We start from the raw sequence: 14,794 nt of genomic DNA on the forward strand, positions 1-14,794 counted from the left end.
ATATATAAAAATGATACATTACTCTGGAGGTTGTTATGTCTTTTAAAGAGTTTAGTACCAGAGAACTTGTGGAGTTCAAGGGTAGCAAAAGAGGGATAATTGTAAATATAAAGAAAGAAGCCTCTTTTGAAGAAATAAAACAAAGTATAATAAACAGGCTAGAGTCATCAGTAGGATTTTTTAATGGAGCTAAAATATGTGAGATTAATTGCGATTGTTTAAGTGATATACAAATTTTAGAGATAAAAGAACACATATCATCAAGGTTTGATGTTGAATTTATTGATGATGAGTATAAAAAAGAAAAGTATGAATTTAAAACAAAATATGTCAATAATCTAAGATCTGGTGAAAACATAGAGTTTGATGGAGATGTAGTAGTTATGAATGATATGAAATCAGGATCACAAGTAAGCTCAAAGTCAAATGTAGTAGTTATGGGAAATGTAGATCCAGGTGCAAGAATAGTAGCTAATGGAAATGTTATAATAATGGGAAGTGTTAAGGGGTTTGTCCATGCAGGTTCAGATGGAAATGAAAGTGCTTATGTAGTAGCTAACCACCTAGATGCTAGAATATTACAAATAGCAAATAATATAGCTGAAGCTCCAGAAGATGAGTTTTTTGAAGGAAAAACAATTAATCCAGAAATAGCTTTTGTAAGCGATGGAACTATAGTCATAGAAAACTATTCAAATAAAGTTTAAAAATAAGTATTAATCCATAGGGGGTAGTAACATGAGTGAAGTTATTGTCATAACGTCTGGTAAAGGCGGAGTAGGAAAGACTACTACCGCAGCAAACTTAGGAACTGCTTTAAGTTTGGAAAATAAAAAAGTAGTTATAGTAGACGCAGATATTGGTCTTAGAAATTTAGATGTAGTAATGGGACTTGAAAATAGAATTGTTTATGATATTGTTGATGTTGTAGAGGGAACATGTAGATTAAAACAAGCTTTAATCAAAGATAAAAGATTTGAAAATTTATATTTACTTCCAGCAGCTCAAACAAGAGATAAAAATGCAGTATCTGTTGAGCAAATGCATGATTTATGCCAAAAACTTAGAGAAACATTTGATTATGTATTAATAGATTGCCCTGCCGGTATAGAACAAGGATTTAAAAACGCCATAGCAGGAGCAGACAGAGCGATAGTAGTAACTAATCCGGAAGTTTCTGCAGTAAGAGATGCAGATAGAATAATAGGATTATTAGAAGCCAATGAGATAAAAACTATAGAATTAGTGATAAATAGAATAAGACACGATATGGTAAGACGTGGAGACATGATGGACAAGCAGGATATAATAGAAATATTGGCTATAAAGCTATTAGGATTAGTTCCAGATGATGAAAGTATAATTGTATCTACAAATAAAGGTGAACCTGCAATACTTGATTCAAAATCATTAGCAGGACAAGCTTACAAAAATATAACACAAAGAATATTAGGTAATGATGTACCTATACTAGAAATAGAAGCAGAAAGTGGATTTTTTAGCAAAATAAAGAAGATGTTTGGTATGGCTAAGTAGCAAAGGGGGGAGTATATTCATGTTAGACTTATTTAAAGTTTTTTCAAATGAATCTAAAACTAGTAAATCAGTAGCAAAAGAAAGATTAAAGTTAGTTTTAGTGCATGATAGAGCGGATTGTTCTCCAAAGTTTTTAGAGCTTATAAAGACAGATATACTTAAAGTAATAGCGAATTATGCTGAAATAGAAGAAGATGGACTGGAAATTAAAATGTCTAAAACCAGAGGAGAAGATGATGATATGCCAGTATCTGCATTAATCGCTAATATACCACTAAAGAATTTAAAGGATAGAAATATATAATAGACTAAATGGGGGATTGTTAAGTCCCCCATATTTTAATATACTAAATATAAGACAAAAGACATTAGGAAGTTGGTGAAAATGTGATTGAATATAAGTCAACCGTTAAGTTAATAAAACAACTAGACTGGAAGCTAATAGCTACTGTTTTAGCAATATTTGGATTTGGATTAGTTGTATTAAGTAGTGCAACTCATGCCCATATGACAGGAAATTATGGACAGATATACAAACAAGGATTAGGTTTTGGCCTAGGTATGGTTATGGTCATTGGAATATTATTAATAGACTATAATTTTTTAGGAAAGTACTATAAGGCTTTATATATAGTTAGTTTAATTTTACTGGCTATAGTATTAATACCAGTAATTGGTGCGTCAAGAGGAGGAGCTAGATCTTGGTTAAATTTAGGTCCTTTAGATTTTCAAACTTCAGAAATAGTTAAGTTTACATTTATATTAAGCTATGCAAAGATAGTAGAATCAAAAAAAGGTAAACTTAATAATTTAAAGGAGATAATACCTGTTGTGATGTATGCAGTTCCTTTTATAGGATTATTATTTGCTCAGCCAGACTTAGGTACAGCTATAGTATTTAGTTGTATAATAGGTGGAATGTTGTTTACAGCAGGGCTTGATATGAAACTGATAAAAAGAGTTATAATAGGTGTTTTAGTAGCAGCACCACTTATGTATATGGTAATGGCGCCGCATCAAAAGGAAAGAATAGATGCTTTCTTACATCCTGATGATCCAACTAAAAAGGGTAATTATCAGGTTATGCAGTCAATGATAGCTATAGGGTCAGGAGGAGTAACAGGTAAAGGACTATACGGTGGTACACAAAGCCAGGAGGATTTCTTACCTGTTCAGGAAAGTGACTTCATATTTGCAGTCATAGGAGAAGAACTAGGAGCTATAGGTATGATAGCTGTTTTAGTTTTATATGCAATATTCTTGATACGAATGCTTATTATAGCAAAAGAAGCAAAAGATTTTTATGGAACCTTAATTGTAGTTGGGGTTATGAGTATGTTTGCATACCAGATAATACAAAATATTGGTATGACAGTAGCTTTAATACCGGTTACAGGGGTAACATTACCATTCATAAGTTATGGAGGAAGTTCACTTTTAACATCTTTAGCAAACTTAGGACTGGTACTAAATGTATGTATGAGAAGAAAGAAAATTAACTTTTAGATAAAGTCAAAATATAAACGGGAGGGAATATGAATATAGCATTAATAGCACATGATGAAATGAAAAATACAATGGTAGGATTTTGTATAGGATATGAAGAAATTCTTAAAAAGTATAAGGTGTATGCAACTGGAACAACTGGAAAAATAATAATGGATGCTACAGATATTAAAATAACTAGGTTAGCTTCAGGACCTTTAGGAGGAGATCAGCAAATAGGATCATTAGTAGTTTCTCAAGATATAGATTTAGTGATCTTTCTAAGAGATCCTCTTACATCTCAAGCTCATGAGCCGGATATACAAGCCTTAATTAGATTGTGTGATGTATATCATGTACCAGTAGCTACAAATTTAGCATCAGCAGAGATTTTTATAAAAGCTTTAGATAGGGGAGAGCTTTCTTGGAGAGAAGTTAGAAAAACTAAAAGTCAAAGAGTATAAAAATAAGCACCTAATATTAGGTGCTTATTTTTATACTCTTTTAATATGAAGAAGTTTATTAATTTTTGTAAGTAACTAAAAAAGTACCTCATATATGAGGTACTTTAATATATTATTATTTAACTAATTTAGCAAATTCTTTACCGTAGTTAACACATTCTTGACAAGTTTCTTCTGAAGGGAAGAATTTCTTTTTCATAGTAGGAACTGGCATTTTGAAAGCCATAGCCTTTAATAAGTTTTCAGCCATAGTTATACCTTCTCCACTCCATCCGTAAGAACCAAATACACCAGCTATTTTTCCTTGGTTAGCCATAGGGTCTATAGTAGAGAATAAATCCCACATAGGTTTAACCATAGTTCTGTTTATAGTTGGAGAACCTAATAATATTACTTTAGACATAACTACTGCATCATGCATTTCTTTTAAATCAAGTTCTTCTAAATCATAAAGTTTAACTTCAGCACCTTCTTCAACTAGTCCTTTTTCTATGTTTTTAGCCATTTCTAAAGTATTAGTGTAAGCTGATAAGTAGAATATTGCAACTTGATTTTGGTTTGTAGTATTAACAACTTCAGTTGACCAATCTAAATATCTCTTAACTGCCGCCATTGGATCTTTAGTAAGCATAGGACCATGAGAAGTTAATATTGTATCAAAGTCTATTTTAAGTTCAACAACTTTATTTATAGCACTTAAAACATGCTTAGCAAATGGTTTAACTATACAATCATAGTAGTGCTTAGCTGATTTTAAGTAATCTTCACTTTCTACAGCATCAGGATCTACACTTGCAAAGTGACATCCGAAAGCATCGCAAGTGAATAAAGTTTTATCTTCTTCAACATAAGTAAACATTGTATCAGCCCAATGTAAGAATGGAGCTGTTATGAACTTAAGATTTCTCTTACCTATGTTTAAAGTTTCTCCATCTTTTATAACGTGGCACTTAAAAGGTCTATTTACTTGTTCAGCTAAGTAAGTTTTAGCAACAGCTGTACAGTAAACTTCCACATCAGGGTTTATATCTAATATATATTTTAAGCAACCAGCATGATCTGGTTCTGTATGATGTATAACTACATAATCTATGTCTTTTATATCAGTAACTTCTGATACGTTTTTTAAAAACTCGTCCTTAAAGTTTGGTTTTACAGTATCGAATAATACAGTTTTTTCATCTTTTATAACATAACAGTTATAAGTAGTACCAAATTCTGTTTCCATTATAATATCAAATACTTTTAAATCTTTATCTACAACACCTGTAAAGTAAATATCTTTTTTTACTTCAAATACATTACTCATTATAAATCCTCCTAAAAACATTATATAAAGATTATACCCATATAAATTACATTAAAACAATTTAATTTTAAATTAAATGTAAAAAATAAATAACTTATGTACTTTAGGCAGCTATTTATTTGATACCTACTATTATTGTAACAAAAAATACTTTTTATAAAAGGTATAAATTAGATTTTTTTTATTAATTATAAAATATAGGCACAATGTTTTAATATACTAATTTTAAAAACTTAAAACTATATAAAATAATTAATAATATTTTGATAGATAATGCTATATCGTGTATAATAATACTTATGCTTATAAACAATAAACTTATTTGGAGGTTTTAACATAAATGAATAAAGTAGACTTAAAAAGAATTTTAAAAAAAGTTGAAAAGCCTGCTAGATATCTTGGAAATGAAATAAATTCAATTCATAAAGATACAACAAATGAAAATTTAATAAGATATGCACATTGTTTCCCAGACTTATATGAAGTAGGAATGAGTCACTTAGGAAGTCATATATTATATGATGTTATAAATAAGGATGAAGAAGTATTTTGCGAAAGGGTATATGCTCCAGCTGTAGATATGGAAGCGATGATGAGGGAAAAAAATATACCATTATTTGCTCTAGAATCAAGAGAACCTATAACAAATTTTGATTTTGTTACATTTACGCTTCAATATGAACTTTCTTACACTAATATATTGAATATGTTAGATTTAGCTAATATACCATTATTAAGAGAAGAAAGAAAGCTAGATGATCCATTTATATTAGTAGGTGGACCATGTGCTTACAATCCAGAGCCTTTAGCTGATTTTGTTGACATAGTAATATTAGGTGAGGGTGAAGAAGTAAACCCAGAAGTTATAAATGCCTATAAAGAATGGAAAAAAAATAAAACAACTAGAGAAGACTTTTTACAAAAGATATCTACAATAGAAGGGGTTTATATACCAAGCTTCTATGATGTTTCATACAATGAAGATGGAACTGTCAAAGAAGTAGTACCAAATAGAGAAGGTGTACCTCAAAAACCAAGAAAAAGAATAATAAAAAATATGGAAGAAGTTCCATATCCAGAAAAATTAATAGTTCCTTTTATAGAAACTGTTCATAACAGAATAGTACTTGAACTGTTTAGAGGGTGTACAAGAGGATGTAGATTCTGCCAAGCAGGTATGATATATAGACCAATAAGAGAAAAAAGTGTAGCGAGATTAAAAGAATTACTAGAAAAACTAGTTAAAAACACTGGATATGATGAAATATCATTATCTTCGTTAAGTACTAGTGACTATAGTGAATTAGCAGAGCTTACTGATTATTTAGTTGATGAATATACTCCTAAAAATATAGGAATATCTCTACCATCATTAAGACTTGATAATTTCTCTATGGAGATAGCAGAAAAAATACAACAAGTAAGAAAGTCAGGACTTACATTTGCTCCAGAAGCAGGAACACAAAGATTAAGAGATGTTATAAATAAAGGTGTAAGCGAACAAGACTTAGAAAATGCAACTAGAAAAGCATTTGAAATGGGATGGAATAGTGTTAAATTATACTTCATGATAGGTCTTCCAACAGAAACTTATGATGATTTAGATGGAATAGCAAAACTTGCTTATGATGTAATCGATACTTACAGAGATGTAAATGGTGGAAAGTTAAGAAGAGCATTTGGTGTTACAGTAAGTACATCTACATTTGTACCTAAGCCATTTACACCATTCCAATGGCATGGACAAGATACAACAGAAACAGTTATAGAAAAGCAAAGATATTTAGTTAAAAAGTTAAAAAATGGGAATATAAAATATAACTACCATGATTCAAAAACTAGTTTAATGGAAGCTGTTGTAGCTAGAGGAGATAGAAAAATAGGTAAAGTTATATATGATGCTTTCAAAATGGGTGCTAAATTTGATGGTTGGTCAGAACACTTTAATTTAGATACTTGGAAAGAAGCTATGGCTAAAAATAACTTAGAAATAGCATTTTATGCTAATAGAGAGAGAGAATATGAAGAAGTATTCCCTTGGGACCATATAGACGTTGGAGTTTCTAAGAAATTCTTAGTTAGAGAAAATGAAAAAGCTAAACAAGACACAGTTACAGTAGATTGTAGACATAAATGTAATGGTTGTGGAATAAATGCACATGAAATAGGAAGGGGGCTTTGTTAATGGAAAACAAAATAATAAGAACTAAATTTAACAAAGAAGGAGATATGATATATATATCGCATCTTGATTTGCAAAAACTTTTACAAAGAGCCTTTAGAAGAGCTGAAATAGATTTAGCACATTCTCAAGGATACAATCCCCATCCAAAAATAAGTTACGGAAATGCTTTAGCTCTAGGTACAGAAAGTCAAGGAGAGTATGTAGACGTTGAAATAGAAGGTGATATAACTGTAGATGAGTATTTATCTAGAATGAATGAACAATTACCAGAAGGTATAAAATTTATACAAGCTGAGGAAATAACTAAACAAACTCCATCATTATCATCTACTATAGAGTATGGAGAATATGTATTTACTATAGAAACAGAAAAAATATTAACTAAAGAGTTCATAAAAAATCAAATATTAGATTTTATGGCTCAAAAAGAAATAATGATAACTAAGAGAAATAAAAAAGGTAAGTTAGTAGAGTCAGATATAAGACCTATGATAAAATTATTTGATTTATTAGATGCAGAAGATAATAAAATAATTTTAGAAGCTACAATAGCGACAGGATCTAAGGCTAACTTAAATACTTCTATATTTATACCAAAAATATTAGAAATGTTAGAATTAGAAATGGACCCATTAGATGTAGATATATTAAGAAGAGACTTATATGTAGTGAAAGATGGACAATTAGTAAGTCCTATGTAAAAAAAGGTGGATTTATCCACCTTTTTTAGTAGTTAAAAAGATTATTGATTTATTAGGAGTGAAGTATGAAGGATATAATAATAGAATCTCTTATATCATCTGAGAAAGTGGCTGTACTTGAAGACAATAAATTAAGTGAGGTATATATAGAGGATAATAAAAAGAACAAAAAAGTCTCTAATATATATAGAGGTATAGTAAAAAAAGTATTGCCAGGAATAGAAGCATGTTTTGTAGACATAGGTTTCGATAGACTTGCATACCTTCAATTAAAAAAAGAAGACAATATAAAAGCAGGGCAAGAAATAATGGTTCAAGTAAATAAAGAAGAGATAGGAAATAAAGGAGCCAAATTAAATCTTGAAATAAGTTTATCTGGAAGATATATAGTTTATATACCGTCAAATGATAGAATAACTATGTCTAACAAAATAACAGATGAGAAAGAAAGATTTAGATTAAAAAAGCTAGCTAAATCAATTATTAAAGACAATACAGGTATAATTATAAGAACAGAAGCAGTAGGATGTAGCTTAGAAGATTTAAAAGAGGACATAGAAAACTTAAAAAGTCAATATGATTTAATCTTAAAAGAGTTTAAATTAGGAATAGGACCTAAGCTGCTTCATAAATCATTGGATTTTGCAAGTAAATACATTAAAGATTATATAAGTGAAGATTTAGGTAAAATAGTTACAAATGATGAAAAAAAATATAATGAATTAAAAGAACTATTAAAATCTATAGAGAAAAAATATGTAGATAAAATTATATTAGAAAAAAATAAAGATGTATTTGATATATACAATGTAAATTCTCAAATACAAAAGTGTCTTAATAAAAAAGTATGGTTAAGTAGTGGCGGATACTTAATAATAGAAAAAACTGAAGCTTTAACGGTTATAGATGTAAATACAGGAAAAAATATAGGCAATATAAAACTAAGAGACACAATATATAAAACTAATTTAGAAGCAGCTATAGAAATAGCTAGACAAATAAAAATTAGAGATATATCTGGAATAATTATAATTGATTTTATAGATATGGAAAAAGAAAGTCAAAAAAGAGAACTTATAAAGGTACTAGAAGAAGAATTAAGTAAAGATAAAAGAAAATCTAAGGTATTAGGGATGACAAAATTAGGTTTAGTTGAGATAGCAAGAAGAAGAGAAAAAGACCCTATATATAATTATTATTTAGATGAGTGCAATTTATGCAAGGGCGACTCTTTTGTTATATCTACCAAAACTATAATAGATAATATAGAAAAAGAAACTATGAGAATTAAAGAACATACATCATATAACAATATAACAATTGAAATTAATAAAAAAGTATATGAAGATATAAATAAAAATTTTGAGGATATAATTAAAAGTATAAGTAAAAAATATAGTATAAATCTTGAGTTAAAAGGTTTACCTGAAATTAATATAGAAAAAGTAAATATAATTTATAATAGTTAGTTGACAAATGTATAATAACGTAGTAATATTAATAAATGTAATGCCGCACAGAACAGGTTTAAAACTTCTTACTGAAGTACCTGTATGGCGAGTTTGAGACCGAGGAGGTGTATTTAATGTACGCTATAGTTAAAACAGGTGGAAAGCAATATAAAGTTGCTGAAGGTGATGTATTATTCGTTGAAAAGTTAGAAGCTAACGAAGGTGATGTGGTTACTTTAAACGAAGTATTAGCTTGCACTAAAGACGGAGAGTTAGTAGTTGGAGCTCCAGTTGTTGAAGGTGCTTCTGTTCAAGCAAAAGTTGTTGAGCAAGGTAAAGCTAAGAAAGTTGTAGTTTACAAGTACAAAGCTAAGAAAGACTACAGAAGAAAGCAAGGACATCGTCAACCATACACTAAGATAGTTGTTGAAAAAATAAACGCTTAATTAGTGAATAGTAATGATTAAAGTTAAATATTATTACAACGATGATTTCTTAATGAAAGGCTTTTGTCTAAAAGGTCATGCTGATTTCGCTGAAATAGGCTATGATATAGTATGTTCTGCAGTAACATCTAATGCAATTGCAGTCATAAATTCTTTAGACAAGCTTGTTAAAGTTGAATTTGAAAAAGTAGTAGGTCAAGAAGGTCATATAGAGTGTATAGTTAAAGATAAACATCTAAATGATTCTCAACTATTATTAAATCATTTTCAATTAGCTATTGAAGGAATTAAAAGGGAATATCCCAAAAACATAAAAATCTTAAAAAAGTAGGGGGTGACTCCAAATGTTAAACATGAACTTACAGTTACTTGCATCTAAGAAAGGGGTAGGATCTTCTAAGAACGGTAGAGATTCTATATCTAAGAGATTAGGTGTTAAGAGATTTGACGGACAAGTAGTTACTGCTGGTAGTATAATAGTAAGACAAAGAGGAACTAAGATACATCCAGGAACTAACGTAGGTAAAGGTGGAGATGACACTTTATTTGCATTAGTTGACGGTGCTGTTAAATTCGAAAGAAAAGATAAGAAGAGAAAGAAAGTAAGTGTATACCCAGTATCTATAGCTGAGTAATACTTAAAAAAGGAGTGTTAATGCACTCCTTTTTCTTGTAGATAGATATTTTACTGATTAAAGTCAGTTAAATCGGGAAAAATAATCAAAAAGACCCTAATTAAATTAATTTAAGGTCGATCAAGTAGGTGATTAATTTGTTTATAGATAGAGCGAGAATTTTTATTAAGGCCGGGAACGGTGGTAACGGATCGGTATCTTTTAGAAGAGAAAAATATGTTCCAGCTGGTGGACCAGATGGAGGAGACGGTGGACGCGGTGCAAGTGTTATATTTGAAGTTGACTTAGGTCTTAGAACATTAATGGATTTCAAATATCAGAGAAAATATGCTGCAGAAAACGGTGGAGACGGAAGTAAAAAAAGAAAAGCAGGTAAAAATGGAGAGGATTTAATTCTTAAAGTTCCTGCAGGTACTGTAGTTAGAGATGAAGCTACAGGACTTATATTAGCGGATTTAAAAGAAGAGGGAGATAGAGCTGTAATAGCTAAAGGTGGTAGAGGTGGAAAAGGGAACCAACACTTTGGTAACTCAGTAAGACAAGCTCCAGCTTTTGCTAAATCTGGTACAGATGGAGAAGAAAGATGGGTAACTCTTGAGCTTAAAATGATAGCTGATGTTGGGTTACTAGGATTCCCTAACGTAGGAAAATCTACTTTTTTATCAGTAGTTACTAAGGCTAAGCCAAAAATAGCAAACTATCACTTTACAACATTAACACCAAACTTAGGTGTTGTTCAAACTAAATTTGGTGATAGTTTTGTGTTAGCAGATATACCAGGTCTTATAGAGGGAGCTGCTGAAGGAGTTGGTCTTGGACACGACTTCTTAAGACATGTTGAAAGAACTAAAGTATTAATACATATAGTTGATATATCAGGACTAGAAGGTAGAGATGCATTAGAAGATTTTGATAAGATAAATGATGAACTTAAGTTATACAATGAAAAATTATCAACTAGACCACAAATTGTTGTTGCTAATAAAATAGATATACTTGAAGATGAAAGTGTATTTGAAGAATTTAAAAACAACTTAGAAGGCAGAGGGTATAAAGTATTTAAAATGTCTGCTGCTACTAGAGAGGGTGTAGATGATGTAATAGCATATGTTTCTGAGATACTAAGAGATGTTGAAGAAATAGAGTTATTCACAGAAGAAGAAATGTATAAGCCAGAACTTGATAATACAGAAGAAGAAGGTTTAAACATAGAAATAGAAGACGGAGTGTATGTTGTTACTGGTAAGGCACTAAGAAGAATAATGTACTCTGTTAACTTTGATGATATGGAATCTATCCAATATTTCCAAAAGGCTATGGAAGGCGAAGGTGTTTTTGATAGACTAAGAGAGATGGGAATAGAAGATGGAGATACTGTTAGAATATATGAATTAGAATTTGAATTCTACAATTAAAAATTAAGAGGTGACAAAATGTTAAAAGGTAAGCAAAGAGCATACTTAAGATCAATAGCTAACACTTTAAAGCCTGTTACTCAAATAGGTAAAGATGGTGTTACAGAGAGTTTCTTAGAACAATTAGATGATATGTTAAGAGTTAGAGAAATAGTTAAAGTAACTATACTTGATAATGCAGGATTAGATGCTAAAGAAACTGCTAATGCTGTATGTGAAGCTTTAAGAGCGGAATTTGTACAAGCTATAGGATATAAATTTACAATATATAGAAAAAATCAAGAAGAACCAAAGATATTCTTCCCAGGTCAAGAACCAGCTAAACCAAAGGTTAAGCCAGAAAATATGACTAAAAAAGGAAAGCCTACTAAAAAGGCATTTAGAAAATAAGTTAGTAAAATAACCATCTATTTTAGATGGTTATTTTTTATAAAAAAGATTTTATATTATAATGAAGTATATAGATTTTTACAAAAAATAATGTTAATATAATAACTAAGAATGGTATAAAAAGTAAGGTAAAATACTAACTTAATTATAAAATATAAAATGACTGCAATTTAGGAGGCAAAAATGAGAGTTATAATAATTGGTGCAGTTGCGGCTGGAATGAGTGCGGCTGCAAAACTTAAAAGAATTAAACCAGATTATGAAGTTGTGGTATATGAAAAGGGAGAAGTTGTATCATTTGGAGCTTGTGGATTGCCATATTTTGTTGGAGGATTTTTTGATGACCCTAACAATATGATAGCAAGAAGTCCAGAAAAGTTTAGAGAAACTGGAATAGACTTAAATATACATCATGAAGTAGTAAAAGTCGATGCAATAAACAAAAAGGTTATAGTTAAAAACTTAGAAACTGGTGTTGAATTTGAAGATTCTTACGACAAGTTAATGGTAGCAACAGGTGCATATAGTGTAATACCACCTATAAAGAATGTACAGCTAGAAAACGTATCTACATTAAAGAGCATGGCAGATGGAATAAAAGTAAAAGAATTATTAAATAAAGAAGAAAATAAAGATGTAGTTATAATAGGGGCTGGATTTATAGGTCTAGAAGCTGTTGAAGCTGCTAAAAAATTAGGTAAAAATGTAACAGTAATTCAATCTACAAGTAGAATACTTGAGAATGTATTTGATAAAGAAATGACTGATGTTTTAGAAGAGGAAATTAAAAAACATAATGTTGATTTAAGATTAGAAGAACTTGCAGCAGAACTTGTTGGACAAACTAAAGTAGAAAAAGTTATAACTAATAAAGGTGAAATAAAAGCTGATGTAGTTATAATAGCTACTGGAGTTAGACCAGCTACTGATTTTATAAAAGATACAGGTATAAATATGTTACCTAATGGAGCAATAATAGTTGATGAATATGGAAAATCTTCTATAGAAGATATATATGCAGCTGGAGATTGTGCTACTATAAAAAATATAGTAAGCGGACAAGATTCTTATGTTCCATTAGCGACAGGAGCCAATAAATTAGGAAGAATAGTTGGAGAAAATTTAGCTGGAGCTAATAATAAGTTCCAAGGTTCTTTAGGATCAAGTTGTATTAAAGTTATGGACATGGAAGCAGGTTCTACAGGACTTACAGAAGTACAAGCACAAAAGCTTGGATTAGACTTTAAAGTTAAGTTTATATCTGATTTTAACCAAACTAATTACTACCCAGGTAGAAATAAGATATATGTCAAGTTAGTATATGATGCAAAAACAAAGGTTATATTAGGTGGACAAGTTGTTGGATTTAAAGATGCAGTTCAAAGAACTAATGTAATAGCAACAGCAGTATTTGCTAAATTAACAACTAATCAATTAGGTATGTTAGATTTATGTTATGCACCTCCATTTGCTAGAACTTGGGATGTACTAAACGTAGCAGGAAATGTGGCTAAATAGTAACTTAATATCGATAAATGATTAAAAATAGGTTATTAGGTATGCTTATTATGCTTAATAACCTATTTTTAATGTAATATTAATATAATACGTTTTGATAATTAATCTTTAAAGTTTAAATTAAAGCTTAATCTATCTTCTCCTATAATTGTATTTTTAAAAATACTAGTAGCATTATTTAAATATATATATGGGTCTTCAAGAGAAGGGCTAAAATGAGTTAAAATAAGCTTGTCTACATTTCCTAATCTAGCAAGGTTTGCAGCTTCTCTAAAGGTCATATGATGATTTTTAACAGCTTTTGAAATATCCATATCATCACCATACATACCCTCACATACAAACAAATTACTATCCTTTATAAATTCTGGTATAGATAGTAAAGGTCTAGTATCTGTAATAAAACTAACTTTAATTCCCTTTCTATTATCTCCTAGCACCATAGAAGGAGTATATTCTACCTCGTTATATACAATATTTTTTCCAGATTGAAGTTTTTGCCAAAGTATAATAGGAACATTATTACTAATTGCCTTTTCTTTATTAAATTTAGGCCTTCTCTTAAAATATAAACTATATCCGAGACATTCTCTAGAATGGTCAAGTTCCATAGTTGAGATTTCAATGTCTTTTAATATATCATGGTCTAGGGAAAAAGTATTTTTAGGATTTTCTATAATATTTAATTTATAAGGTATGTATTCAATTAAAACCATAACAGCATTTATATATTCCTTTATACCAACTGGGCCAACTATAGTTAGGTCATCAGTACGGCCACTATTACCAATAGTAGATAAAAGGCCAGGTAATCCGTTAAAGTGATCCCCGTGTAAATGTGTTATAAGAATTAGATTGAGGTTTTTAAATCCGCAATTTTTCATTTTCATAGATATTTGAGTACCTTCACCACAATCTATTAATATTTTACTACCATTGTAATTTATAAAAAGAGAAGATAAATATCTATTAGGGGTAGGGAGATTCCCTCCGCATCCAAGTAAAATTAAATCAATCATTATAAACTCCTCATAAAATAGTTTTTATATAATTAATTACCCAGGAAATAGTATTTGCTGTAGCAAAAAGAAATATTTATAGATAAAAAATATATATTAATTTAAATAAAGTATAAACTTTAAGATTTATAGCAAAAAATGGATTATAAATTTATAATCCATTTTATCTAAGGCTATCTTGTCTATATAGTTGAATAAGATTATATATACCTATTCCTAGGCTTATAGCACCTATTAATA

The 14,794-nt window shown here is 29.7% G+C and carries 16 protein-coding genes; 14 read left to right on the forward strand and 2 right to left on the reverse strand.

The genetic code is table 11. The features are described from left to right. Nucleotides 1-35: 35 nt before the first annotated feature. The 5 genes from I4U66_RS00290 to mgsA all read left to right on the forward strand — a co-directional run bounded on the left by I4U66_RS00290 (nucleotide 36) and on the right by mgsA (nucleotide 3,485). Nucleotides 36-707 (forward strand): septum site-determining protein MinC, encoded by a 672-nt coding sequence (locus I4U66_RS00290; protein WP_092927257.1) that lies wholly within the window; start codon nucleotides 36-38, stop codon nucleotides 705-707. A gap of 31 nt (nucleotides 708-738) precedes the next feature. Further along, nucleotides 739-1,536 carry a septum site-determining protein MinD gene (gene minD / locus I4U66_RS00295; RefSeq protein ID WP_092927255.1) on the forward strand — a complete coding sequence of 266 codons (798 nt, stop codon included), beginning with the start codon at nucleotides 739-741 and terminating at the stop codon, nucleotides 1,534-1,536. 19 nt (nucleotides 1,537-1,555) lie between these two features. Beyond that, nucleotides 1,556-1,840 carry a cell division topological specificity factor MinE gene (gene minE / locus I4U66_RS00300; RefSeq protein WP_092927253.1) on the forward strand — a complete coding sequence of 95 codons (285 nt, stop codon included), beginning with the start codon at nucleotides 1,556-1,558 and terminating at the stop codon, nucleotides 1,838-1,840. Nucleotides 1,841-1,923: 83 nt separating this feature from the next. Beyond that, a complete protein-coding gene (rodA, locus tag I4U66_RS00305; RefSeq protein ID WP_092927251.1) occupies nucleotides 1,924-3,042 on the forward strand; it encodes a rod shape-determining protein RodA in 1,119 nt (372 codons plus the stop codon). 29 nt (nucleotides 3,043-3,071) lie between these two features. Further along, nucleotides 3,072-3,485, forward strand: coding sequence for a methylglyoxal synthase (gene mgsA / locus I4U66_RS00310; protein WP_092927249.1), 414 nt, complete (start codon nucleotides 3,072-3,074; stop codon nucleotides 3,483-3,485). A 115-nt stretch (nucleotides 3,486-3,600) separates the two neighbouring features. Here mgsA and I4U66_RS00315 read toward each other — a convergent pair whose 3' ends face one another. Then, a complete protein-coding gene (locus tag I4U66_RS00315; RefSeq protein WP_092927247.1) occupies nucleotides 3,601-4,794 on the reverse strand; it encodes an FprA family A-type flavoprotein in 1,194 nt (397 codons plus the stop codon). A gap of 340 nt (nucleotides 4,795-5,134) precedes the next feature. Between I4U66_RS00315 and I4U66_RS00320 the strand changes: the two genes are divergently transcribed. The 9 genes from I4U66_RS00320 to I4U66_RS00360 all read left to right on the forward strand — a co-directional run bounded on the left by I4U66_RS00320 (nucleotide 5,135) and on the right by I4U66_RS00360 (nucleotide 13,535). Continuing rightward, nucleotides 5,135-6,979, forward strand: coding sequence for a TIGR03960 family B12-binding radical SAM protein (locus I4U66_RS00320; protein WP_092927245.1), 1,845 nt, complete (start codon nucleotides 5,135-5,137; stop codon nucleotides 6,977-6,979). After that, nucleotides 6,979-7,680: a TIGR03936 family radical SAM-associated protein gene (locus I4U66_RS00325; protein WP_092927244.1), complete on the forward strand. Its 702-nt coding sequence runs from the start codon at nucleotides 6,979-6,981 to the stop codon at nucleotides 7,678-7,680. The genes I4U66_RS00320 and I4U66_RS00325 overlap by 1 nt, the downstream gene beginning before the upstream one ends. 65 nt (nucleotides 7,681-7,745) lie before the next feature. Further along, on the forward strand, nucleotides 7,746-9,149 hold the full coding sequence (locus tag I4U66_RS00330) for an Rne/Rng family ribonuclease (protein ID WP_092927242.1): 1,404 nt from the start codon (nucleotides 7,746-7,748) through the stop codon (nucleotides 9,147-9,149). Between the two features lie 116 nt (nucleotides 9,150-9,265). Next, entirely contained in the window at nucleotides 9,266-9,577 is a 312-nt protein-coding gene (rplU, locus tag I4U66_RS00335; RefSeq protein ID WP_092927240.1) for a 50S ribosomal protein L21, read from the forward strand. 13 nt (nucleotides 9,578-9,590) lie between these two features. Next, the gene (locus I4U66_RS00340) at nucleotides 9,591-9,908 is read left to right on the forward strand and encodes a ribosomal-processing cysteine protease Prp (protein WP_092927238.1); all 318 of its coding nucleotides are present in this window, start codon (nucleotides 9,591-9,593) and stop codon (nucleotides 9,906-9,908) included. A 13-nt stretch (nucleotides 9,909-9,921) separates the two neighbouring features. Next, complete coding sequence (rpmA, locus tag I4U66_RS00345) at nucleotides 9,922-10,212, forward strand: 50S ribosomal protein L27 (RefSeq protein ID WP_071121257.1); 291 nt, start codon at nucleotides 9,922-9,924, stop codon at nucleotides 10,210-10,212. A 137-nt stretch (nucleotides 10,213-10,349) separates the two neighbouring features. Next, nucleotides 10,350-11,627, forward strand: a complete 1,278-nt coding sequence (obgE, locus tag I4U66_RS00350) for a GTPase ObgE (protein ID WP_092927236.1) — start codon at nucleotides 10,350-10,352, stop codon at nucleotides 11,625-11,627. Between the two features lie 18 nt (nucleotides 11,628-11,645). Then, entirely contained in the window at nucleotides 11,646-12,017 is a 372-nt protein-coding gene (locus I4U66_RS00355) for a YhbY family RNA-binding protein (protein ID WP_092927234.1), read from the forward strand. 183 nt (nucleotides 12,018-12,200) lie between these two features. Continuing rightward, nucleotides 12,201-13,535: a CoA-disulfide reductase gene (locus I4U66_RS00360; RefSeq protein ID WP_092927233.1), complete on the forward strand. Its 1,335-nt coding sequence runs from the start codon at nucleotides 12,201-12,203 to the stop codon at nucleotides 13,533-13,535. 101 nt (nucleotides 13,536-13,636) lie between these two features. On the opposite strand, the gene I4U66_RS00365 is transcribed toward I4U66_RS00360, so the two are convergent. Then, nucleotides 13,637-14,554 carry a ribonuclease Z gene (locus I4U66_RS00365; RefSeq protein WP_195928294.1) on the reverse strand — a complete coding sequence of 306 codons (918 nt, stop codon included), beginning with the start codon at nucleotides 14,552-14,554 and terminating at the stop codon, nucleotides 13,637-13,639. Nucleotides 14,555-14,794: the final 240 nt, after the last annotated feature.

The sequence above is a fragment of the Romboutsia sp. D33t1_170424_H2 genome (assembly GCF_015669105.1).
Lineage (GTDB): Bacteria > Bacillota > Clostridia > Peptostreptococcales > Peptostreptococcaceae > Romboutsia_C > Romboutsia_C hominis.

What these genes read in the sequence shown, in the direction of transcription:
- I4U66_RS00290 (WP_092927257.1), top strand. Translation starts at nt 36, where the DNA reads ATGTCTTTTAAAGAGTTTAGTACCAGAGAACTTGTGGAGTTCAAGGGT.
- minD (WP_092927255.1), top strand. Translation starts at nt 739, where the DNA reads ATGAGTGAAGTTATTGTCATAACGTCTGGTAAAGGCGGAGTAGGAAAG.
- minE (WP_092927253.1), top strand. Translation starts at nt 1,556, where the DNA reads ATGTTAGACTTATTTAAAGTTTTTTCAAATGAATCTAAAACTAGTAAA.
- mgsA (WP_092927249.1), top strand. Translation starts at nt 3,072, where the DNA reads ATGAATATAGCATTAATAGCACATGATGAAATGAAAAATACAATGGTA.
- I4U66_RS00315 (WP_092927247.1), bottom strand. Translation starts at nt 4,794, where the DNA reads ATGAGTAATGTATTTGAAGTAAAAAAAGATATTTACTTTACAGGTGTT.
- I4U66_RS00320 (WP_092927245.1), top strand. Translation starts at nt 5,135, where the DNA reads ATGAATAAAGTAGACTTAAAAAGAATTTTAAAAAAAGTTGAAAAGCCT.
- I4U66_RS00325 (WP_092927244.1), top strand. Translation starts at nt 6,979, where the DNA reads ATGGAAAACAAAATAATAAGAACTAAATTTAACAAAGAAGGAGATATG.
- I4U66_RS00330 (WP_092927242.1), top strand. Translation starts at nt 7,746, where the DNA reads ATGAAGGATATAATAATAGAATCTCTTATATCATCTGAGAAAGTGGCT.
- rplU (WP_092927240.1), top strand. Translation starts at nt 9,266, where the DNA reads ATGTACGCTATAGTTAAAACAGGTGGAAAGCAATATAAAGTTGCTGAA.
- I4U66_RS00340 (WP_092927238.1), top strand. Translation starts at nt 9,591, where the DNA reads ATGATTAAAGTTAAATATTATTACAACGATGATTTCTTAATGAAAGGC.
- rpmA (WP_071121257.1), top strand. Translation starts at nt 9,922, where the DNA reads ATGTTAAACATGAACTTACAGTTACTTGCATCTAAGAAAGGGGTAGGA.
- I4U66_RS00355 (WP_092927234.1), top strand. Translation starts at nt 11,646, where the DNA reads ATGTTAAAAGGTAAGCAAAGAGCATACTTAAGATCAATAGCTAACACT.
- I4U66_RS00360 (WP_092927233.1), top strand. Translation starts at nt 12,201, where the DNA reads ATGAGAGTTATAATAATTGGTGCAGTTGCGGCTGGAATGAGTGCGGCT.
- I4U66_RS00365 (WP_195928294.1), bottom strand. Translation starts at nt 14,554, where the DNA reads ATGATTGATTTAATTTTACTTGGATGCGGAGGGAATCTCCCTACCCCT.